The following is an 18,328-nucleotide window of genomic DNA, read 5'->3' as shown; positions in this document are numbered from 1 at the left end:
CGTACTGTAGGTGCTGGCGTAGTATCAAAAATCCTGGCTTAATAAGCTGAGATTGAAAAAGGCCCTGCGGGGCCTTTTTTATTGCCTGAAATTTGTCCTGTTGCAGCTTTCAAACACTTGTTTGAAAAGACAAGCTGTGCCATGCTTAAACTCATCCGTCCAGTTTAAGAGGCACTTAGTATGAGCCAGTATCAGGCCCCGATCGACGATATTTGTTTTAACTTATTTAACGTATGGCAGTTAGATCAGTACTGGCAACAGCAAACTGAATTAAAAGAGCTGATTGAGGCCGATACCGCTAAAGCGATTCTGCAGGAGGCGGCAAAGATCTGCGAACAACAGATAGCGCCCTTTGCCAGTGTTGCTGATCAGCAGGGTGCCCAGTTAAAAGACGGTGCCGTCATCTTACCGCAGCATTACTATGCGGCTTATCAAAGCCTGAGTGAAGGTGGTTGGACTGGCCTGAGTGGCGATGCAGAATTTGGTGGCATGGGCATGCCCAAAGCGTTGTCGATGATGGTCGACGAAATGCTGTGCAGTGCCGACATTGCGTTTTCACTCTATCCGGGCTTAACCGCGGGAGCCTGTGTTGCACTATTGCAACATGCTGACGATGAAACCAAAGCGCTGTACTTACCTAAGATGTACAGCGGTGAGTGGTCGGGCACCATGTGCCTGACCGAAGCCCATGCCGGCTCGGATCTGGGTATAATGCGCACCTCAGCCAGGCCTCTCGATGATGGCAGCTATGCAATTAGTGGCAGCAAAATTTTTATCACCGCTGGTGAGCATAATCTGACAAGCAACATTATCCATTTAGTACTGGCCAAATTGCCGGGTGCCCCGGCCGGCAGCCGCGGTATCTCTCTATTTTTAGTGCCTAAGTATCTACCCGATGCTGACGGTGAGCCGGGTAAACGCAATGCAGTAAGTGTTGGCTCAATCGAGCATAAAATGGGTATTAATGGGTCAGCTACCTGTGTACTGAATTTTGATGATGCCAAAGGTTATCTAATAGGCGAGGAGCATCGTGGCTTAGCCTGCATGTTCACCATGATGAATTACGAGCGTTTATCAATGGGTAGCCAAGGGCTGGGGGCCGCAGAGCGGGCTTACCAGAATGCGCTGAGCTACGCTAAAGAAAGGTTACAAGGCCGTATCAGTGAAAAAGATACCAATAAAGCAGAACCCATTATTGGTCATGCCGATGTGCGCCGCATGCTACTTAACATTAAAGCGATGAATGAAGCGGGGCGTACTTTTGCCACCTGGGTAGCGTCACTGCTGGATAAAGCCAAATACGATAACTGTGCGCTATCGGCCCAAAGAGCCAATTTACTCACCCCGATCACCAAAGCTTTTATGACCGACCAGGGCTTTGATGCTTGTGTCACCGCGCAGCAAGTGTTTGGCGGCCATGGATATATCAAAGAGTGGGGAATGGAGCAGTTAGTGCGTGATGTGCGTATCGCTCAGATCTACGAGGGAACCAACGGTATACAGGCGGCTGACTTTATGTTGCGTAAAGTAGCCGCAGATCAAGGTGCTGCCCTTATCGGTTTGTTGAACGAAATTAACGCTGAGATTGCTAGCGCACCGCAAGCTGGATCTGCGCAACTGGCAGAGTACATTACCGAATTACTGCAACTTACCGCCGATATAATGGCACATGACTTCAGAGCACAAAGCGCTAACGCTTGTGATTATTTAGCTGCCGTGTCATATGTGCTGTATGGCTACATGTGGTATAAAAACCTGCGCGCCTTGGATAGCGCTGAAGTCAGTGATAGCTTTAAACACGCCAAGCACAGCACTGCAGCTTATTATTTTGCCCGGGTACTCCCTAAAGCAAAAGGTTTGTTTGCTGTGTTAAGCGAGGATACAGCCGGTATTGATACCCTAAGCCCGGCGCATTTTTAACAGGACAAGCTTATGCGATTATTGCTCGGTTTACTTTTACTCGTTGGCTTTCAGCTACAGGCTGCAGATGCGCTGGATAAACGTTTAAAAGCCGAGCAATGGGACGCTTACCGCCCGTTTACGCTTATTCCCCACAACAATAATTATCTGCTGCCCGTCAGTTATGTTGATGGTATCGCGCCGGTGCTGCAGCGTGATGACGTTATTGCACCGTCGGATAATATTGAAGCCAAGTTTCAGTTAAGCCTAAAAACGCCGGTATGGAGCAAGATATATAACGATAATGGTTATTTGTTTTTTGCTTTCACTCAGCAAGCATACTGGCAGGCGTATAACAGCGATATTTCCTCCCCGTTTCGTGAGACCAACTACGAGCCGGAGCTGATTCTGCTGTTACCGCATTACAAAAACTATGAGGAAGCGGCCAGCCGCATTATTGGTATAAGTTTATCGCACCAGTCGAATGGCCGTGCCGGCGAGCTGTCCCGCAGTTGGAACCGGTTAAAGCTGAGCTGGGTTACCTCTATCGGTAATGTTTTTATTAATTTTGAACCCTGGTACCGCTTTAAAGAAAAACGCAAAGACGCGCCCAGTGACCCGGAAGGGGACGACAACCCTGACATTACCAAATATATGGGCTGGTTTGAGCTTTCTGCAGCTTATAAAGACGAGGACGCCACCTGGCGTATGATGGTGCGTAATAATCTTCGCAGCGATAACAAGGGCGCTATTCGCTTGTCATACTCGCGGCCATTTAATAAGCACGTGCGTTTTTACGCCGAGCTGTTCAATGGTTATGGCGAAAGTCTGATTGATTACAATCGTTCAGTTACCCGTGTTGGCATCGGCTTTGAATTAAACGATATTCTGTAGCGTAATATTTAACCAATGCTTGCGTTATCGGTTGAATTCAGTATAATGCGCGGCCAGTCGATACAATTCTGACTGGCTCGTTAGCCGCCAACTTAGGCGAACTAACGCTTACAGTGCTCCCGATTGGGGAGCAAACGTAACTTTGGTGCATGGGCATCCCCCTTTATTGGGTTGGATAGCTTGTGTTTATTTTTGCTCTTTTTGCTCTTTAGAGGCTTTGATACATGAGTAATCAAAGGATTCGCATCCGTCTGAAAGCGTTCGATCACCGTTTGATCGATCAGTCAACTATGGAAATCGTTGACACAGCTAAGCGTACGGGCGCACAGGTTCGTGGTCCTATCCCACTTCCTACTCGCCAGGAACGTTTCACTGTATTGATTTCTCCTCACGTAAACAAAGATGCGCGTGATCAGTACGAAATCCGTACCCACAAGCGTTTAATCGACATCGTTGAGCCAACCGAGAAAACGGTTGATGCGCTGATGCGTTTAGATCTGCCTGCTGGTGTTGACGTTCAAATCAGCCTGGGCTAATCAGACAGGTTTATAGAGAGGTTTAGGAAATGGCTATCGGTCTTATCGGTCGTAAAGTGGGAATGACCCGCATCTTCACTGAAGATGGCGTTTCAATTCCAGTAACCGTAATCGAAGCGACACCAAACCGTGTAACTGCAGTTAAGACTGCAGAAACAAACGGTTACAGCGCACTGCAAGTGACTGCTGGCACTGTGAAGGCAAGCCGCCTGAACAAGCCGGAAGCAGGTCATTTTGCCAAAGTTGGCGTTGACGCGGGTCGTGGTCTGTGGGAATTCCGCCTGGCAGATAACGAAGGTGCTGACATCACTGTTGGCAGCGAGATTACGGTTGAAATCTTCGCAGAAACGAAGAAAGTAGATGTAGTTGGTACATCAAAAGGTAAAGGTTTTGCTGGTGCTGTTAAGCGCTGGAATTTCCGTACTCAGGATGCTACTCACGGTAACTCTTTATCACACCGTGCACCTGGTTCAATTGGTCAGAACCAATCACCAGGTAAAGTATTCAAGGGTAAAAAAATGGCTGGTCACTTAGGTGCTGAGCGCGTAACCGTGCAGTCACTGGAAGTGGTTCGTGTAGACGCAGAGCGTAACATCCTGTTAGTAAAAGGTGCAGTACCTGGTGCTATCGGCGGTGACGTGATCGTTAAACCAGCTGTTAAAAGCTAACGTCTGAGGAGATAAGTGATGGAATTAGCATTACGAGACGCTCAAGGCGTTCTTGAAGTTTCCGAAGCTACCTTTGGACGTGAGTTTAATGAAGCTTTGGTTCATCAGGTCGTTGTAGCTTATGCTGCCGGCGCCCGTCAGGGTACCCGCGCTCAGCTGACACGTTCTGAAGTACGCGGTGGCGGCAAGAAGCCATGGCGTCAAAAAGGTACTGGCCGCGCGCGTGCTGGTACTATCCGCAGCCCAATCTGGCGCGGAGGCGGTGTGACATTTGCGGCTAAGCCACAAGATCACAGCCAGAAAGTAAACCGTAAAATGTATCGTGGTGCGATCCAAAGCATCCTGTCAGAATTAGTACGTCAAGAGCGTTTAATCGTGGTGGAAAATTTCGCCGTTGATACGCCTAAGACCAAAGATTTAACTGCTAAGTTAAAGGCAATGGACTTAAAAGACGTGTTAATCGTGACTAACGAAGTGGATGAGAACCTGTTCTTATCTGCACGTAACCTGTACAAGGTAGACGTGCGTGACGTACACGGTATCGACCCGGTCAGCTTAATCGCATTCGACAAAGTGTTAATGACTGCTGCTGCAGTTAAGCAACTTGAGGAGCTGTTAGCATGATCCGCGAAGAACGTTTACTGAAAGTTATTCTGGCACCACACGTTTCTGAAAAGAGCACCGTGTCTGCTGAAAAACACAATACAGTCGTTTTCAAGGTAGCCACTACTGCGACTAAAGCTGATGTTAAAGCAGCAGTTGAAAAACTGTTCGAAACAGAAGTAGTCGGTGTGCGTACTGTTAACGTTAAGGGTAAGACCAAGCGCACTGGTGCGCGTATGGGCAAGCGTAGCGATTGGAAAAAAGCTTACGTGACTCTTAAAGAAGGCAGCGAAATCGATTTCGTTGGCGGCGCTGAGTAAGAAGAGGAGTTAGGAAATGGCACTTGTAAAGTGTAAACCTACGTCACCAGGTCGTCGCCACGTATTAAAAGTGGTTAACCCAGACCTGTACAAAGGCAAGCCTTATGCCCCTTTGTTAGAGAAAAATTCAAAATCTGGTGGTCGTAACAACAACGGTCGTATCACTACCCGTCATATCGGTGGTGGTCACAAGCAGCATTACCGTTTAGTTGACTTCAAACGCAACAAAGATGGCATTCCAGCCAAAGTTGAGCGTTTAGAGTACGATCCAAACCGTACTGCTAACATCGCACTGGTGTTATACGCAGACGGCGAGCGTCGTTACATTCTGGCCCCTAAAGGCCTGAAAGCGGGTGATAGCGTGATCTCTGGTATGGAATCACCAATCAAAGCCGGTAACACGCTGCCACTGCGCAACATCCCAGTGGGTCAGGTAGTACACAACATTGAAATGAAGCCTGGTAAAGGTGGTCAGCTGGTTCGTTCAGCTGGTGCTTTCGCTCAGATCCTGGCTCGTGACGGTGAGTACGTAACCCTGCGTTTACGCAGTGGCGAAGTACGTAAAGTATTAGCAGATTGTCGCGCGACTATCGGTGAGATCGGCAACGCGGAACATATGTTACGTCAATACGGTAAAGCTGGTGCTATGCGCTGGCGTGGCATTCGCCCAACCGTACGTGGTGTGGTAATGAACCCGGTTGATCACCCACACGGTGGTGGTGAAGGTAAAACTTCTGGTGGTCGTCACCCAGTTACACCATGGGGCGTTCCAACGAAGGGTTACAAAACTCGTTCAAACAAGCGTACTGATAAACTTATCGTACGTCGTCGTGATAAATAATTTGTGAGGAATTGCCATGCCACGTTCTCTCAAGAAAGGTCCATTTATTGACCTTCACTTGCTGAAGAAGGTAGAGAAAGCGTTGGAAAGCGGTGACAAGAAGCCTATTAAGACTTGGAGCCGTCGTTCAATGATCATACCTGATATGATCGGTTTGACCATCGCTGTCCATAATGGTCGTCAACATGTACCTGTGTTCGTCTCTGAAGAGATGATTGGTCACAAGTTAGGTGAATTTGCACCTACTCGTACCTACCGTGGTCATGCAGCCGACAAAAAGGCCAAGAAGCGCTAAGGGGTAAATGATGCAAGCATTAGCTAAACACAAATTTGCCCGTTCTTCTGCACAAAAAACTCGTCTGGTTGCTGACCAGGTGCGTGGTTTGTCAGTAGATAAGGCGTTGAATGTATTAACTTACAGCCCGAAAAAGGCCGCAGAGTTAGTCAAAAAGGTACTTTTATCAGCCATTGCTAACGCGGAGCACAATGAAGGTGCGGATATTGACACGCTGAAAGTAAAGACCATCTTCGTTGATGAAGGTCCGTCTATGAAGCGTATCAAGCCACGTGCCAAAGGTCGTGCTGACCGTATCGTCAAGCGCACCAGCCACATCACTGTGGTTGTAGCTGATAACTAGGAGATAGAAATGGGACAGAAAGTACATCCTAATGGTATTCGCCTAGGTATCACTAAGCCATGGAGCTCTACCTGGTTCGCGAATACGAAAGACTTCCCGGATTTCTTAAACGGTGACTTTAAAGTTCGTCAGTACCTGACAAAAGAACTGAAAGCAGCGTCAGTAAGCCGGATCGATATTGAACGCCCTGCGAAAAGCATCCGTGTGACCATTCACACTGCGCGTCCAGGCGTAATCATCGGTAAAAAAGGTGAAGATGTTGAGAAAATCCGCAAGCAAGTAGCCGCCATCGCTGGCGTACCTGCGCAGATTAACATCTCTGAAATCCGCAAGCCTGAGCTGGACGCTAAGTTAGTTGCTGATTCGATCAGCAGCCAGTTAGAGCGTCGTGTTATGTTCCGTCGCGCGATGAAGCGTGCGGTACAAAACGCCATGCGTATCGGTGCCAAGGGTATCAAAGTTGAAGTTAGCGGCCGTTTAGGCGGCGCAGAAATCGCTCGTTCAGAGTGGTATCGCGAAGGCCGTGTGCCTCTGCACACCCTGCGTGCTGACATTGACTACAATACCTCAGAAGCACTGACTACTTACGGTATCATTGGTGTGAAAGTTTGGATTTTCAAAGGCGAGATCTTAGGTGCTCTGCCATTGAACAACAACACCAACAACGCCAACAATAACAACCAGCCTAAAGCGCCGAAAAAACCGGCACGTAAGGCTAAGTAGGGGTATTGAGCGATGTTGCAACCAAAACGTACAAAATTTCGTAAAGTGCACAAAGGTCGTAACCGTGGTTTAGCCCTGGTTGGCGACAAAGTATCTTTCGGTACTTACGCACTGAAATCTGTAGAACGTGGTCAGATGACTTCACGTCAAATCGAATCTGCACGTCGTGCTATGACGCGCGCTGTTAAGCGTGTTGGTAAAATCTGGATCCGTGTGTTCCCAGACAAGCCAATGACTGCTAAGCCGCTGGAAGTACGTATGGGTAGTGGTAAAGGTTCTGTTGAGTACTGGGTATGTCAGATTAAACCTGGCAAAGTTCTGTATGAAATGGACGGTGTGTCTGAAGAGTTAGCGCGTCACGCTTTTTCACTGGCGGCCGCTAAGCTACCATTTAAGACAACCTTTGTAACGCGGACGGTAATGTGATGAAAGCCAGCGAATTAAAAGCGAAAAGTGTTGAAGAGTTAAACACTGAATTACTGGGCTTGTTACGTGAGCAGTTTAACCTGCGCATGCAACTGGCTACCGGTCAGTTAGCTCAAACGCATTTATTCAAGCAGGTGCGTCGTGATATCGCGCGCGTTAAGACCATCTTAACCGAGAAGGCAGGTGCGTAATGACCGAAACTAATATTCGTACACTGCAAGGTAAAGTGATCAGCAACAAAATGGACAAGTCTATTACTGTTGCGATCGAGCGTTCGGTGAAACACCCAATTTACGGGAAGTTCATCAAGCGTACTACCAAGCTGCACGTACATGACGAAACCAATCAGTGTAAAGAAGGCGATGTAGTCACTATTCGTGAATGCCGCCCTCTGTCTAAGACTAAGTCTTGGACTCTGGTTGCTGTAGTCGAATCAGCATCTTAATTCGTTAAGATGTGAAAAGCGGCTCCATCTGGGGCCGCTTTTATTTTGCGCTACCTTTTTGGTAAGAGTGCTGTTATAATCACGCGCCCTCTTGTCAGGGGGTAGTTTATATCGTAAGCAGCGTAACCCGTGAGGGTTATTTAGTAGAATAGCGGAGCACTAAGATGATCCAGATGCAATCTATGCTGGAAGTCGCAGACAACAGCGGCGCGCGCAGCGTAATGTGTATTAAGGTCTTAGGTGGTTCACATCGCCGTTATGCTGCAATTGGTGACGTCATCAAAGTTACTGTTAAGGAAGCAATTCCGCGCGGTAAAGTTAAAAAAGGTGATGTACTGAATGCAGTGGTGGTGCGTACACGCAAAGGCGTACGCCGTCAGGACGGGTCATTAATCCGTTTTGATCGCAATGCAGCAGTGTTGTTAAACAGCAAGCTGGAACCGATCGGCACTCGTATTTTCGGGCCTGTTACACGTGAACTTCGTGGCGATAAGTTTATGAAGATCGTGTCTCTGGCACCAGAAGTACTGTAAGGAGTCACCATGGCTAGTAAAATCCGTCGTGATGACGAGGTTATTGTTCTTACTGGTAAGGACAAAGGTAAGCGCGGCAAAGTTACTAAAGTTTTAGTGGCTGAAGGCCGTGTTTATGTTTCCGGCGTTAACCTGGTTAAAAAGCATCAGAAGCCTGTACCGGCTCTGAATCAGCCAGGTGGTATCGTTGAGAAAGAAGCCTCAATTCATGTTTCAAACGTAGCGATCTTTAACTCTAAAACGGGTAAAGCGGATCGTGTAGGTTTCCGAGTTGAAGACGGCAAAAAAGTCCGTTTCTTCAAATCGAATAACGAAGTAATTTAATTGCTATTGGAGTAATACGATGGCGAAACTGCATGAAATTTATAAAGACACCGTAGTCCCAGAACTGTTTAAGCAGTTCGGCTACACCAGCGTCATGCAAGTCCCTCGGATTGTTAAAATCACGCTCAATATGGGTGTGGGTGAAGCCGTAGCTGACAAAAAGATCCTTGAAAACGCCGTAGCTGATTTAACAGCTATTGCCGGCCAGAAACCTCTGGTTACTAAGGCACGTAAGTCAGTCGCTGGTTTCAAAATCCGTGAAGGCTACCCTATTGGCGCAAAAGTGACCCTGCGCGGCGAGCGTATGTGGGAATTCTTAGAGCGTTTAGTCTCTATTGCTATCCCGCGTATCCGTGACTTCCGTGGTGTAAACCCGAAGTCATTCGATGGCCGTGGTAACTACAGCATGGGTGTACGTGAGCAAATCATTTTCCCGGAAATCGAATACGATAAAGTAGATGCAGTACGTGGTTTAGATATCACTATTACGACTACCGCGCGTACCGATGACGAAGGACGTGCTTTACTTGCCGCGTTTAACTTCCCATTCAAGAAATAAGGTGTAGGGTCATGGCAAAACAATCAATGAAAGCCCGCGAGTTAAAGCGTGCACAACTGGTAGCCAAATTCGCTGCAAAGCGTCATGAACTGAAAGATGCGATTGCTAATCCAGCGACTTCTGACGAAGACCGTTGGGCAGCCGTTCTGAAGTTACAGGCGTTGCCGCGTGATTCAAGCCCTTCGCGTCAACGTAATCGTTGTCGTGTAACTGGTCGTCCACACGGTTACCTGCGTAAGTTCGGCATGAGCCGGATCAAGGTCCGTGAAGCGGCGATGCGCGGTGAAATTCCTGGCCTTCGTAAGGCTAGCTGGTAAGAATCACGGGAGTAACGAGCTATGAGTTTGCAAGATCCAGTAGCGGATATGTTTACTCGCATTCGCAACGGCCAGTCAGCCAATAAAGTTGCGGTTAAGATGCCATCTTCAAAACTGAAGGTATCTATTGCGAAAGTATTAAAAGACGAAGGTTACATCGCTGATTTCGCGGTTTCTGGTGATGCTAAGCCAGAATTGGAAGTTACTTTAAAGTACTTCCAGGGCAAATCTGTCATTGAAACTATCGATCGTGTTAGTCGTCCAGGCCTGCGCATTTATAAGAAGCGTGGCGAATTACCTAAGGTAATGGGCGGTTTAGGTGTGGCCATCGTGTCAACATCTAAAGGACTAATGACTGACCGCGCCGCGCGCAAGGTTGGTATCGGTGGCGAAATCATCGGCTACGTAGCGTAACGGAGGTAGTAATCTATGTCTCGTGTTGCTAAAGCCCCAGTCACTATTCCAGCCGGCGTTACTGTAACGCAAAACGGCCAGGTAGTGTCTTTTAAGGGCAAGAACGGCGAGTTAGCACTAGATGTTAACCCAGCGGTTGAAGTCGTGGTTGATGGTAACGTTTTACGTACCAACCCACGTGATGGCTTCGAAGGCGCTGACGCGCAAGCGGGTACTGCCCGTGCGCTGATCAATAACCTGGTTACCGGTGTTACTGAAGGTTTCGCTCAGAAACTGGAACTGGTAGGTGTTGGTTACCGTGCGAAAGCAGAAGGTAAAGTATTAAACCTGAGCCTGGGCTTTTCTCACCCAGTGGTGTTTCAGGTACCTAACGGTATCACTATCGAAACACCAAGCCAGACTGAAGTCGTGGTAAAAGGTGCTGACAAGCAATTAGTTGGTCAGGTTGCCGCTAACATCCGGGCATACCGTAAACCAGAGCCTTACAAAGGCAAAGGTGTGCGCTATGCAAATGAAAACGTGCGTCGTAAAGAAGCGAAGAAAAAGTAGGGTAGGACGATGGATAAGAAACTTGCTCGTCTGCGCCGTGCCAAACGCACTCGCAGAAACATTATCGAACAAGGTGCGAATCGCCTGGTTGTACACCGTACACCACGTCACATCTACGCCCAGCTTATCGCACCAAATGCTGAAGTGATTGCTGCAGCTTCTACCGTAGAAGCTTCAATCAAAGACTCACTGAAGTACACTGGTAACGTAGACGCTGCTAAGGCTGTAGGTAAAGCGATTGCCGAACGCGCAGTAGCCAAAGGCGTTACTGCTTGTGCTTTTGACCGCAGTGGCTTCCAGTATCATGGTCGCGTACAAGCTCTGGCTGACGCGGCGCGTGAAGCCGGTCTTCAGTTCTAGGAGTAGCTCATGGCTAACGAAGAAGCTAAACAACAATCTGATTTACAAGAGAAGCTTGTTGCAGTAAACCGCGTGTCAAAAGTTGTTAAGGGTGGTCGGATTTTCTCCTTCACCGCTTTGACTGTGGTTGGTGACGGTAATGGTCGCGTTGGTTTTGGTTATGGTAAAGCACGTGAAGTTCCAGCTGCTATTCAAAAAGCAATGGAAAAAGCACGTCGCAACATGACCCAGGTTGAGTTAAATGGTAACACCTTACACCACCCAACCCGTGGTGTTCACTCAGGTTCAAATGTTTACATGCAGCCTGCTGCTGAAGGTACTGGCTTGATCGCCGGTGGTGCAATGCGCGCCGTACTGGAAGTTGCTGGTGTACAGAACATTCTGTCTAAGTGTTACGGCTCAACCAACCCAATCAACGTAGTTCGCGCAACTATCAATGCACTGGCGTCTGTTAAGTCGCCTGCACAGGTAGCTGCTAAACGCGGTTTACGCGTTGACGACATTCTGGGGTAATCTGCCATGGCGAAGAAGACAATTAAAGTAACCCAAACGAAGTCAAGCATCGGTCGTTTACCGAAGCATAAGGCCTCGTTAACCGGGTTAGGTTTACGCCGCATCGGTCACACTGTTGAAGTTGAAGATACACCTTCAGTTCGCGGTATGATCAACGCTGTGTATTACATGGTTAAAGTGGAGGAGTAACAGATGTTATTAAATACTCTTGCTCCGGCACCTGGTGCTAAGAAAGAAAAGCGCCGCCTTGGCCGTGGTATCGGCTCAGGCTTAGGTAAAACCGGTGGCCGTGGTCACAAAGGTTTAAAATCACGCTCTGGCGGTAAAGTTCGTCCAGGTTTCGAAGGCGGTCAAATGCCTCTGAAACAGCGTTTACCTAAGTTCGGTTTCACTTCACAGAAATCTCTGGTTTCTGCTGAAGTTCGTCTGCACGAACTGGCAGCGGTGAAAGGTGATGTAGTTGATCTGGCTAGCCTGATGGAAGCTAACATCATCGCCCGTACTGTTAAGTTTGCTAAAGTTGTGCTGTCAGGTGAGATCACTCGCCCGGTAACCGTTAAAGGTTTAGGTGCAACCAAAGGCGCGCGTGCTGCAATCGAAGCCGCTGGCGGTAAAGTCGAAGAATAATAAGGATAGTACGCGATGGCTAAACCAGGTTCGGACTCAAGAAGTGCAAAAGGCGGTTTCAGCGAGCTGAAGGCCCGTTTGTTATTTGTACTTTTGGCCATAATCGTATTTCGGTTAGGCTCCTTTGTGCCAATTCCTGGAATTGACGCCGCCGTGCTGGCTCAATTATTCGAGCAACAAAAGGGCACCATCGTTGAAATGTTTAACATGTTCAGCGGTGGCGCACTTGAGCGTGCTTCGGTGTTTGCGTTGGGTATTATGCCCTACATCTCTGCCTCTATTATTGTGCAGTTATTGACGGTAATGCATCCGGCAATGGCTGAGCTGAAAAAAGAAGGCGAAGCTGGAAAGCGTAAAATCAACCAGATGACACGCTACGGTACTTTAGTATTAGCAACACTTCAGGCCATTGGTATTGCCACTGGCCTGCCTAATATGATGCAAGGGTTAGTGATTAACCCTGGCTTTGCATTTTACTTCACTGCGGTAATCAGTTTGGTTACCGGCACCATGTTTTTAATGTGGTTGGGTGAGCAAATTACAGAGCGTGGCATTGGTAATGGTATCTCGTTGCTAATCTTTACCGGTATTGTTGCCGGCTTCCCGTCGGCTATTGGCCAGACGATAGAGCAGGCACGTCAAGGCGATTTGCACTTTTTACTGTTAGTAGCAATAGGCGCAATCGTAATTGCGATTACCTGGTTTGTGGTGTTCTTTGAACGTGGCCAGCGTCGGATTGTGGTTAATTACGCCAAGCGTCAGCAGGGCCGTCAGGTGTTTGCCGCGCAAAGCAGCCATTTACCGTTAAAGGTCAATATGGCCGGTGTAATTCCGCCGATCTTTGCTTCTAGCATTATTCTGTTCCCTGGAACGATAGCCAGTTGGTTTGGTTCGGGTGAAGGCGTGGTGGCTAATTTTCTGCAGGAATTAGCATTAACATTATCTCCGGGACAACCGTTGTATATGATGTTATACTCCGCGGCCATTATTTTCTTCTGTTTCTTCTATACCGCGTTGGTGTTTAACCCGCGTGATACAGCAGACAACCTGAAGAAATCCGGTGCCTTTATCCCTGGGATCCGTCCTGGTGAGCAGACATCAAAATACATTGATAAAGTGATGACGCGGTTAACCTTAGCAGGTGCCTTGTATATAACCTTTATCTGTTTAGTTCCTGAGTTCATGATGGTTGCGTGGGACGTTCAGTTCTACTTCGGCGGTACATCGTTACTGATTATCGTTGTCGTCATTATGGACTTTATGGCACAGGTACAGACCCATCTGATGTCGCATCAGTATGATTCTGTGCTTAAAAAGGCAAATCTTAAAGGCTTTAGCCGTTAAGATAGTTTGCGGAGTTAAGTTATGAAAGTACGAGCTTCCGTTAAGAAGATCTGCCGTAACTGCAAAGTGATCAAGCGTAATAACGTAGTTCGCGTAATTTGCAGTGAGCCAAAGCATAAACAGCGCCAAGGCTAATAGCAGAATAAGATGATACTGCGGGCTGAACTGATTGGTTTAGCCCCTTTATCGTTTGCAATATCAGCGCCATTTGAGTATCCTTACGGGCTTTTCAAATTGGCATCTTTAAACTCTATTAAAGGAGAACGTTAGTGGCCCGTATCGCTGGCATTAACATCCCCGATAATAAGCATGCGGTCATCTCTTTGACCTATGTTTATGGTATCGGTAAAACCCGCGCTAAATCGATTTTAGCTGCAGTGGGTATCGAAGAAAGTACAAAAATTGCTGCGTTAACCGACGCACAGTTAGATACGCTTCGTGACGAAGTTGCAAAATACACCGTTGAAGGTGACTTGCGCCGTGAAGTTACATTAAATATTAAGCGTTTAATGGACCTGGGTTGCTACCGTGGCCTGCGCCACCGTCGTAGTCTGCCGGTTCGTGGTCAGCGCACTAAGACAAATGCGCGTACCCGTAAGGGCCCACGTAAAGCGATTAAGAAATAAGGTGATTCAACATGGCTAAAGCACCAGTTCGTACTCGTAAACGGGTAAAAAAGCAAGTTTCTGACGGTATGGCTCATATCCATGCTTCTTTCAACAACACCATCGTGACGATCACTGATCGTCAGGGCAATGCACTATGCTGGGCGACTGCCGGCGGTTCAGGTTTCCGTGGTTCACGTAAATCTACTCCGTTTGCTGCTCAGGTAGCTGCAGAGCGTGCAGGTACTGCTGCACTGGAATATGGTCTGAAGAACCTTGAAGTGTTTGTGAATGGCCCAGGCCCAGGCCGCGAATCAGCGATTCGTGCTCTGAACGCCGCTGGTTACAAGATCACAAATATCACCGACGTGACGCCTATCCCGCATAACGGATGCCGTCCACCTAAAAAACGTCGCGTGTAATTACAGCGCTTCACGGATTATTGGAGAAAGAAGATGGCAAGATATTTGGGTCCTAAGCTCAAACTAAGTCGTCGCGAAGGTACAGATCTGTTCCTGAAGAGCGGCGTAAGAGCAATCGATTCAAAGTGTAACTTAACTACCGCTCCTGGTCAGCACGGCGCTCGTCGCGGTCGCTTATCAGACTACGGTTTACAGTTACGCGAGAAACAAAAAGTACGTCGTATTTACGGCGTATTAGAAAAGCAGTTCCGTAACTATTACAAGGAAGCTGCTCGTTTGAAAGGTAATACAGGTGAAAACCTGTTAGCGTTGTTAGAGTCACGCTTAGACAACGTGGTATACCGTATGGGTCTGGCCAGTACACGCGCTGAAGCACGTCAGCTGGTAAGCCACAAAGCTATCATGTTAAATGGTCGCGTGGTTAATGTTCCATCACATACTGTATTACCTGAACAAGTGATCTCTGTTCGTGAAAAAGCGAAAAAGCAAGCCCGTATCGGTGCTGCGCTTGAAGTAGCTGCACAACGTGAGAAGCCAACTTGGATTGAAGTAGACACCACGAAGCTTGAAGGCGTGTTTAAGCGTCTGCCAGAGCGTTCAGACCTGTCTGCGGACATCAACGAACAGTTAATCGTCGAGCTTTACTCTAAGTAAAGCTAATTGTTAAGAGAGGATACAATGCAGGGTTCTGTCACCGAATTCCTTAAGCCGAGATTAGTTGGTATCGAAAAAATCAACCCAACTCGTGCCAAAGTTACTTTGGAACCACTTGAGCGCGGTTTCGGGCATACCTTGGGCAACGCGTTACGTCGTATTCTGCTATCGTCAATGCCAGGTTGTGCAGTGACTGAAGTTGAGATAGACGGCGTGCTCCATGAGTACAGTGCCAAAGAGGGTGTACAGGAAGATATTATTGATATCCTTCTGAACCTGAAAGGCCTTGCCGTTCGCCTGGAAGACAAAGATGAAGTCACGCTGACTTTGACGAAGAAAGGTGCTGGCCCTGTAACAGCTGGAGACATCCAGCATGGCGACGGTGTGGTTATTACCAACCCTGAGCACGTTATTTGCAACCTGACTGGCGAAACTGAATTCAGTATGCGCCTGAAAGTTGAACGTGGTCGCGGTTATGTGCCTGCATCAGCGCGTTTGTCCTCAGATGATGACGAGCGTCCTATTGGTCGTCTGTTACTGGATGCCTCTTTCAGCCCGGTAGAGCGTATAGCCTACTCAGTTGAAGCTGCGCGGGTAGAACAGCGTACCGACCTGGACAAACTGATCATCGATATGGAAACCAACGGCACAGTAGAGCCAGAGGAAGCCATTCGCCGTGCAGCAACAATTCTGGCTGAACAGCTGGAGTTCTTCGTCGAGCTGCGCGATAAGAGCGAACCGGAAAAACGCGAAGAGAAGCCGGAGTTTGATCCGATTCTGTTACGTCCGGTCGATGATTTGGAATTAACAGTTCGTTCTGCTAACTGCTTGAAGGCAGAGCAGATTCAGTACATTGGTGATCTGGTTCAGCGTACCGAGGTGGAGTTACTTAAAACACCTAACCTGGGTAAAAAGTCGCTTACCGAAATCAAAGACGTGCTGGCTTCACGCGGTTTATCCCTGGGCATGCGCCTGGAGAACTGGCCGCCAGCGAGTCTGGTAAATAAAGACTAATCAGATACCAGTTTCTGGTTTAGTGAGAAGGAATAGATCATGCGCCATCGCAAGAGTGGTCGTCAATTAAACAGGAACAGCAGCCACCGTACGGCAATGTTCCGCAACATGGCAAGCTCGTTGGTGAAGCACGAAATCATCAAAACGACTTTGCCTAAAGCTAAAGAGTTACGTCGTGTGATCGAGCCATTGATCACGCTGGCAAAGAACGACAGCGTTGCAAACCGCCGTTTAGCTTTCGCCCGTACTCGTGATAAAGAAGTAGTAGGTTTGTTATTCAACGTGCTGGGCCCGCGTTACAACGCGCGTCCAGGTGGTTACACTCGTATTCTGAAGTGTGGCTTCCGTGCCGGTGATAACGCACCTATGGCTTACATCGAATTAGTCGATCGTCCAGAAGTGGACGCACTGCCAGTTGAAGAAACGGCAGCTGAGTAAGCACTAAAGAATTAAAAAGCCGGGCTAAGCCCGGTTTTTTTATGCCTGTTTGTTTTTTAGTCGTCACAGCCGTACTATGATGCTTTAAGCAGATGATGGCATCGGAACATGCAAAAGGCGTTGTTATTTTTGTTGCTACTGAATAGCGCTCAGGCGTTTCAGGCTAGCAGTCAAACTTTCACTGATATACCACCTTTAGAACCCATCTTGTCTCAGGTCCCGCATGATTACCCGGTATTACAGCAGGTACTCCGCGATCCCAAGCCCTACCGGGTACAAATTTTGTATACGCAGATTGACCGCGATGCTAATAACGAACCAAGCTTGGCTTATTATCAATATGGTTTGGATGAACAGCGTTACTTTTATCCTGCCAGTACGGTAAAACTGCCAATAGCACTATTGGCGCTGGAATGGTTAGCTGAGCAGCAGGTACCTGGTTTAACAGCCGAAACCACTATGTTGACCGGCGCAGCCACGGACTGGCAAACCGAAAGAACGATAGATCCCTCAGCGAATAGCGGTTTACCCAGTATTGCGCACGATATTAAGAAGATTTTCTTAGTAAGTGACAATGAAGGCAGTAATAGACTGTACGAATTATTAGGGCCTGCTTATATCAATCAGCGCTTTACCGACAAAGGATTACTGCGCAGTTTGATAAATCACCGGCTCAGCGTCAGCTTAAGCAATGAGCAGAACCGGCAGGTAAACCCGGTGCGCTTTATTGACAGCAGCGGCAAAGAATTGCTGCGGCTGCCGGCGCGGACGTCAGCGCATTCATATTTAAACAGTGACAAGCCCAGCTTAGGCAGAGCATATATCAGAGCGGGTAAACTTATTACAGCGCCAATGGACTTTAGCGATAAGAACCGTTTTAGTTTGGCAGACTTTGATAGCACTATCAAACGCCTGGTGTTTCCGCAGCTGTTTGCTCCAGAGCAAAGGTTTAATTTGCGCCCCAGTGATCGCGATTTGGTGCTGCGCTACATGGCGATGTTACCACCTGATAGCATTAACCCTTCATACGATGCAGAACAATACCCGGGCAACTATGCCAAGTTTTTTATGTTTGGTGGTAAGGCGCAGCAGATCCCGGAGCATATCCGCCTTTTCAGTAAATCCGGTTGGGCTTATGGCCACATTATCGATGGCGCCTATATTGTCGACCTGCAAAATCAGATCGAGTTTTTTATTACAGCGGTGATCTATGCTAACGAGAATGACATCTTAAATGACGATCTGTATCAGCGCGAACAGATAGCTATCCCGTTTTTACAGCAATTAGGACAATACTTGTATCAATATGAGCTGCAGCGGCCACGTAAATTCAGCCCGGATCTAACTGAAGTGCGCCAACTCAGCGCTGCAGAGCCAGAATTTGATTAATTTATCGCCAAAAAACAGTCGTTTTGCAGAGGATCGTTTAAAAACTGTGCGGTCGATCATCTTTCTGTAAAAAAGATCTTGATCACTTTTCGACGATCTCTATAATGCGCACCACACAGACGGCAGCAAGCGAAAGCAGAAAGCGTCTGACTGAGACGAAAGTCTCGTACCATGGAGCTCTGCTCTGGTACAAGCTCTTTAACAATTCGCAATCAATCATCTGTGTGGGCACTTATGATGGATTTCACAAAAAATGAAATTTATCGGTTGAGT

At 47.8% G+C, this 18,328-nt stretch carries 31 protein-coding genes; all 31 read left to right on the top strand.

Annotated elements, in window-relative coordinates:
- Positions 1–180 precede the first annotated feature (180 nt).
- The 31 genes from EYB30_RS13145 (at position 181) to EYB30_RS12995 (ending at position 18,055) form a co-directional block, all read left to right on the top strand.
- Positions 181–1,920 carry an acyl-CoA dehydrogenase family protein gene (locus tag EYB30_RS13145; protein WP_166839376.1) on the top strand — a complete coding sequence of 580 codons (1,740 nt, stop codon included), beginning with the start codon at positions 181–183 and terminating at the stop codon, positions 1,918–1,920.
- A gap of 12 nt (positions 1,921–1,932) precedes the next feature.
- On the top strand, positions 1,933–2,793 hold the full coding sequence (locus EYB30_RS13140) for a phospholipase A (protein ID WP_166839375.1): 861 nt from the start codon (positions 1,933–1,935) through the stop codon (positions 2,791–2,793).
- A 224-nt stretch (positions 2,794–3,017) separates the two neighbouring features.
- Complete coding sequence (rpsJ, locus tag EYB30_RS13135) at positions 3,018–3,329, top strand: 30S ribosomal protein S10 (protein ID WP_008899121.1); 312 nt, start codon at positions 3,018–3,020, stop codon at positions 3,327–3,329.
- Between the two features lie 29 nt (positions 3,330–3,358).
- Complete coding sequence (rplC, locus tag EYB30_RS13130) at positions 3,359–3,997, top strand: 50S ribosomal protein L3 (RefSeq protein WP_166839374.1); 639 nt, start codon at positions 3,359–3,361, stop codon at positions 3,995–3,997.
- Positions 3,998–4,015: 18 nt separating this feature from the next.
- Positions 4,016–4,621, top strand: a complete 606-nt coding sequence (gene rplD / locus EYB30_RS13125) for a 50S ribosomal protein L4 (RefSeq protein ID WP_008224494.1) — start codon at positions 4,016–4,018, stop codon at positions 4,619–4,621.
- A complete protein-coding gene (rplW, locus tag EYB30_RS13120) occupies positions 4,618–4,920 on the top strand; it encodes a 50S ribosomal protein L23 (RefSeq protein WP_027672146.1) in 303 nt (100 codons plus the stop codon). Before rplD ends, rplW begins: the two co-directional genes overlap by 4 nt.
- Before the next feature lie 16 nt (positions 4,921–4,936).
- Complete coding sequence (gene rplB / locus EYB30_RS13115; protein ID WP_166839373.1) at positions 4,937–5,761, top strand: 50S ribosomal protein L2; 825 nt, start codon at positions 4,937–4,939, stop codon at positions 5,759–5,761.
- Positions 5,762–5,777: 16 nt separating this feature from the next.
- Positions 5,778–6,056: a 30S ribosomal protein S19 gene (gene rpsS / locus EYB30_RS13110; RefSeq protein ID WP_008950795.1), complete on the top strand. Its 279-nt coding sequence runs from the start codon at positions 5,778–5,780 to the stop codon at positions 6,054–6,056.
- A gap of 10 nt (positions 6,057–6,066) precedes the next feature.
- Complete coding sequence (gene rplV / locus EYB30_RS13105) at positions 6,067–6,399, top strand: 50S ribosomal protein L22 (protein ID WP_046559236.1); 333 nt, start codon at positions 6,067–6,069, stop codon at positions 6,397–6,399.
- Between the two features lie 9 nt (positions 6,400–6,408).
- Entirely contained in the window at positions 6,409–7,122 is a 714-nt protein-coding gene (rpsC, locus tag EYB30_RS13100; protein ID WP_008224489.1) for a 30S ribosomal protein S3, read from the top strand.
- A 12-nt stretch (positions 7,123–7,134) separates the two neighbouring features.
- Positions 7,135–7,548, top strand: coding sequence for a 50S ribosomal protein L16 (gene rplP, locus EYB30_RS13095; protein WP_166839372.1), 414 nt, complete (start codon positions 7,135–7,137; stop codon positions 7,546–7,548).
- Positions 7,548–7,739, top strand: a complete 192-nt coding sequence (gene rpmC, locus EYB30_RS13090) for a 50S ribosomal protein L29 (RefSeq protein WP_068238323.1) — start codon at positions 7,548–7,550, stop codon at positions 7,737–7,739. Before rplP ends, rpmC begins: the two co-directional genes overlap by 1 nt.
- A complete protein-coding gene (gene rpsQ, locus EYB30_RS13085; protein WP_166839371.1) occupies positions 7,739–7,993 on the top strand; it encodes a 30S ribosomal protein S17 in 255 nt (84 codons plus the stop codon). Before rpmC ends, rpsQ begins: the two co-directional genes overlap by 1 nt.
- Before the next feature lie 164 nt (positions 7,994–8,157).
- Positions 8,158–8,526 carry a 50S ribosomal protein L14 gene (rplN, locus tag EYB30_RS13080; protein ID WP_132585980.1) on the top strand — a complete coding sequence of 123 codons (369 nt, stop codon included), beginning with the start codon at positions 8,158–8,160 and terminating at the stop codon, positions 8,524–8,526.
- A gap of 9 nt (positions 8,527–8,535) precedes the next feature.
- Positions 8,536–8,850, top strand: a complete 315-nt coding sequence (gene rplX / locus EYB30_RS13075; protein ID WP_166839370.1) for a 50S ribosomal protein L24 — start codon at positions 8,536–8,538, stop codon at positions 8,848–8,850.
- Between the two features lie 19 nt (positions 8,851–8,869).
- Complete coding sequence (gene rplE / locus EYB30_RS13070; RefSeq protein ID WP_166839369.1) at positions 8,870–9,409, top strand: 50S ribosomal protein L5; 540 nt, start codon at positions 8,870–8,872, stop codon at positions 9,407–9,409.
- An 11-nt stretch (positions 9,410–9,420) separates the two neighbouring features.
- Positions 9,421–9,726 carry a 30S ribosomal protein S14 gene (rpsN, locus tag EYB30_RS13065; protein ID WP_166839368.1) on the top strand — a complete coding sequence of 102 codons (306 nt, stop codon included), beginning with the start codon at positions 9,421–9,423 and terminating at the stop codon, positions 9,724–9,726.
- A gap of 21 nt (positions 9,727–9,747) precedes the next feature.
- Complete coding sequence (rpsH, locus tag EYB30_RS13060) at positions 9,748–10,140, top strand: 30S ribosomal protein S8 (RefSeq protein ID WP_166839367.1); 393 nt, start codon at positions 9,748–9,750, stop codon at positions 10,138–10,140.
- A 15-nt stretch (positions 10,141–10,155) separates the two neighbouring features.
- Entirely contained in the window at positions 10,156–10,689 is a 534-nt protein-coding gene (gene rplF / locus EYB30_RS13055; protein WP_166839366.1) for a 50S ribosomal protein L6, read from the top strand.
- Between the two features lie 9 nt (positions 10,690–10,698).
- Positions 10,699–11,049 carry a 50S ribosomal protein L18 gene (gene rplR / locus EYB30_RS13050; RefSeq protein WP_068238302.1) on the top strand — a complete coding sequence of 117 codons (351 nt, stop codon included), beginning with the start codon at positions 10,699–10,701 and terminating at the stop codon, positions 11,047–11,049.
- A 9-nt stretch (positions 11,050–11,058) separates the two neighbouring features.
- Positions 11,059–11,562, top strand: a complete 504-nt coding sequence (gene rpsE, locus EYB30_RS13045; RefSeq protein WP_008224467.1) for a 30S ribosomal protein S5 — start codon at positions 11,059–11,061, stop codon at positions 11,560–11,562.
- Between the two features lie 6 nt (positions 11,563–11,568).
- Positions 11,569–11,751 carry a 50S ribosomal protein L30 gene (gene rpmD, locus EYB30_RS13040; protein ID WP_027672159.1) on the top strand — a complete coding sequence of 61 codons (183 nt, stop codon included), beginning with the start codon at positions 11,569–11,571 and terminating at the stop codon, positions 11,749–11,751.
- A gap of 3 nt (positions 11,752–11,754) precedes the next feature.
- Positions 11,755–12,189 (top strand): 50S ribosomal protein L15, encoded by a 435-nt coding sequence (rplO, locus tag EYB30_RS13035; RefSeq protein ID WP_166839365.1) that lies wholly within the window; start codon positions 11,755–11,757, stop codon positions 12,187–12,189.
- A gap of 15 nt (positions 12,190–12,204) precedes the next feature.
- Positions 12,205–13,533: a preprotein translocase subunit SecY gene (gene secY / locus EYB30_RS13030; protein ID WP_166839364.1), complete on the top strand. Its 1,329-nt coding sequence runs from the start codon at positions 12,205–12,207 to the stop codon at positions 13,531–13,533.
- A 21-nt stretch (positions 13,534–13,554) separates the two neighbouring features.
- Positions 13,555–13,668, top strand: a complete 114-nt coding sequence (rpmJ, locus tag EYB30_RS13025; protein WP_008950799.1) for a 50S ribosomal protein L36 — start codon at positions 13,555–13,557, stop codon at positions 13,666–13,668.
- Between the two features lie 134 nt (positions 13,669–13,802).
- Positions 13,803–14,159, top strand: coding sequence for a 30S ribosomal protein S13 (rpsM, locus tag EYB30_RS13020; RefSeq protein ID WP_008224462.1), 357 nt, complete (start codon positions 13,803–13,805; stop codon positions 14,157–14,159).
- 11 nt (positions 14,160–14,170) lie between these two features.
- A complete protein-coding gene (rpsK, locus tag EYB30_RS13015) occupies positions 14,171–14,560 on the top strand; it encodes a 30S ribosomal protein S11 (RefSeq protein WP_040552629.1) in 390 nt (129 codons plus the stop codon).
- Positions 14,561–14,593: 33 nt separating this feature from the next.
- The gene (gene rpsD, locus EYB30_RS13010) at positions 14,594–15,214 is read left to right on the top strand and encodes a 30S ribosomal protein S4 (protein WP_166839363.1); all 621 of its coding nucleotides are present in this window, start codon (positions 14,594–14,596) and stop codon (positions 15,212–15,214) included.
- A gap of 24 nt (positions 15,215–15,238) precedes the next feature.
- Positions 15,239–16,228 (top strand): DNA-directed RNA polymerase subunit alpha, encoded by a 990-nt coding sequence (locus tag EYB30_RS13005; protein ID WP_027672165.1) that lies wholly within the window; start codon positions 15,239–15,241, stop codon positions 16,226–16,228.
- A gap of 39 nt (positions 16,229–16,267) precedes the next feature.
- Positions 16,268–16,666 (top strand): 50S ribosomal protein L17, encoded by a 399-nt coding sequence (rplQ, locus tag EYB30_RS13000; RefSeq protein ID WP_027672166.1) that lies wholly within the window; start codon positions 16,268–16,270, stop codon positions 16,664–16,666.
- A 108-nt stretch (positions 16,667–16,774) separates the two neighbouring features.
- Positions 16,775–18,055 (top strand): serine hydrolase, encoded by a 1,281-nt coding sequence (locus tag EYB30_RS12995; protein ID WP_166839362.1) that lies wholly within the window; start codon positions 16,775–16,777, stop codon positions 18,053–18,055.
- Positions 18,056–18,328 lie beyond the last annotated feature (273 nt).

The organism is Rheinheimera pleomorphica (assembly GCF_011634895.1).
Lineage (GTDB): Bacteria > Pseudomonadota > Gammaproteobacteria > Enterobacterales > Alteromonadaceae > Alishewanella > Alishewanella pleomorphica.
Note: the sequence above shows the minus strand (reverse complement) of the source record. Positions and strands in the feature narration are given on the sequence as shown.

Coding starts and splice junctions, on each gene's coding strand:
- rplP (WP_166839372.1), top strand. CDS start 7,135: ATGTTGCAACCAAAACGTACAAAATTTCGTAAAGTGCACAAAGGTCGT.
- rpsH (WP_166839367.1), top strand. CDS start 9,748: ATGAGTTTGCAAGATCCAGTAGCGGATATGTTTACTCGCATTCGCAAC.
- rplD (WP_008224494.1), top strand. CDS start 4,016: ATGGAATTAGCATTACGAGACGCTCAAGGCGTTCTTGAAGTTTCCGAA.
- rpsQ (WP_166839371.1), top strand. CDS start 7,739: ATGACCGAAACTAATATTCGTACACTGCAAGGTAAAGTGATCAGCAAC.
- rpmC (WP_068238323.1), top strand. CDS start 7,548: ATGAAAGCCAGCGAATTAAAAGCGAAAAGTGTTGAAGAGTTAAACACT.
- rplO (WP_166839365.1), top strand. CDS start 11,755: ATGTTATTAAATACTCTTGCTCCGGCACCTGGTGCTAAGAAAGAAAAG.
- rplR (WP_068238302.1), top strand. CDS start 10,699: ATGGATAAGAAACTTGCTCGTCTGCGCCGTGCCAAACGCACTCGCAGA.
- rpmD (WP_027672159.1), top strand. CDS start 11,569: ATGGCGAAGAAGACAATTAAAGTAACCCAAACGAAGTCAAGCATCGGT.
- rplB (WP_166839373.1), top strand. CDS start 4,937: ATGGCACTTGTAAAGTGTAAACCTACGTCACCAGGTCGTCGCCACGTA.
- rpsC (WP_008224489.1), top strand. CDS start 6,409: ATGGGACAGAAAGTACATCCTAATGGTATTCGCCTAGGTATCACTAAG.
- rplN (WP_132585980.1), top strand. CDS start 8,158: ATGATCCAGATGCAATCTATGCTGGAAGTCGCAGACAACAGCGGCGCG.
- rpsS (WP_008950795.1), top strand. CDS start 5,778: ATGCCACGTTCTCTCAAGAAAGGTCCATTTATTGACCTTCACTTGCTG.
- rpsK (WP_040552629.1), top strand. CDS start 14,171: ATGGCTAAAGCACCAGTTCGTACTCGTAAACGGGTAAAAAAGCAAGTT.
- rplQ (WP_027672166.1), top strand. CDS start 16,268: ATGCGCCATCGCAAGAGTGGTCGTCAATTAAACAGGAACAGCAGCCAC.
- EYB30_RS13005 (WP_027672165.1), top strand. CDS start 15,239: ATGCAGGGTTCTGTCACCGAATTCCTTAAGCCGAGATTAGTTGGTATC.
- rplW (WP_027672146.1), top strand. CDS start 4,618: ATGATCCGCGAAGAACGTTTACTGAAAGTTATTCTGGCACCACACGTT.
- rplC (WP_166839374.1), top strand. CDS start 3,359: ATGGCTATCGGTCTTATCGGTCGTAAAGTGGGAATGACCCGCATCTTC.
- rpsD (WP_166839363.1), top strand. CDS start 14,594: ATGGCAAGATATTTGGGTCCTAAGCTCAAACTAAGTCGTCGCGAAGGT.
- EYB30_RS13140 (WP_166839375.1), top strand. CDS start 1,933: ATGCGATTATTGCTCGGTTTACTTTTACTCGTTGGCTTTCAGCTACAG.
- EYB30_RS12995 (WP_166839362.1), top strand. CDS start 16,775: ATGCAAAAGGCGTTGTTATTTTTGTTGCTACTGAATAGCGCTCAGGCG.
- rpsN (WP_166839368.1), top strand. CDS start 9,421: ATGGCAAAACAATCAATGAAAGCCCGCGAGTTAAAGCGTGCACAACTG.
- secY (WP_166839364.1), top strand. CDS start 12,205: ATGGCTAAACCAGGTTCGGACTCAAGAAGTGCAAAAGGCGGTTTCAGC.
- rpsJ (WP_008899121.1), top strand. CDS start 3,018: ATGAGTAATCAAAGGATTCGCATCCGTCTGAAAGCGTTCGATCACCGT.
- rplX (WP_166839370.1), top strand. CDS start 8,536: ATGGCTAGTAAAATCCGTCGTGATGACGAGGTTATTGTTCTTACTGGT.
- rplF (WP_166839366.1), top strand. CDS start 10,156: ATGTCTCGTGTTGCTAAAGCCCCAGTCACTATTCCAGCCGGCGTTACT.
- rpmJ (WP_008950799.1), top strand. CDS start 13,555: ATGAAAGTACGAGCTTCCGTTAAGAAGATCTGCCGTAACTGCAAAGTG.
- rplV (WP_046559236.1), top strand. CDS start 6,067: ATGCAAGCATTAGCTAAACACAAATTTGCCCGTTCTTCTGCACAAAAA.
- rplE (WP_166839369.1), top strand. CDS start 8,870: ATGGCGAAACTGCATGAAATTTATAAAGACACCGTAGTCCCAGAACTG.
- EYB30_RS13145 (WP_166839376.1), top strand. CDS start 181: ATGAGCCAGTATCAGGCCCCGATCGACGATATTTGTTTTAACTTATTT.
- rpsE (WP_008224467.1), top strand. CDS start 11,059: ATGGCTAACGAAGAAGCTAAACAACAATCTGATTTACAAGAGAAGCTT.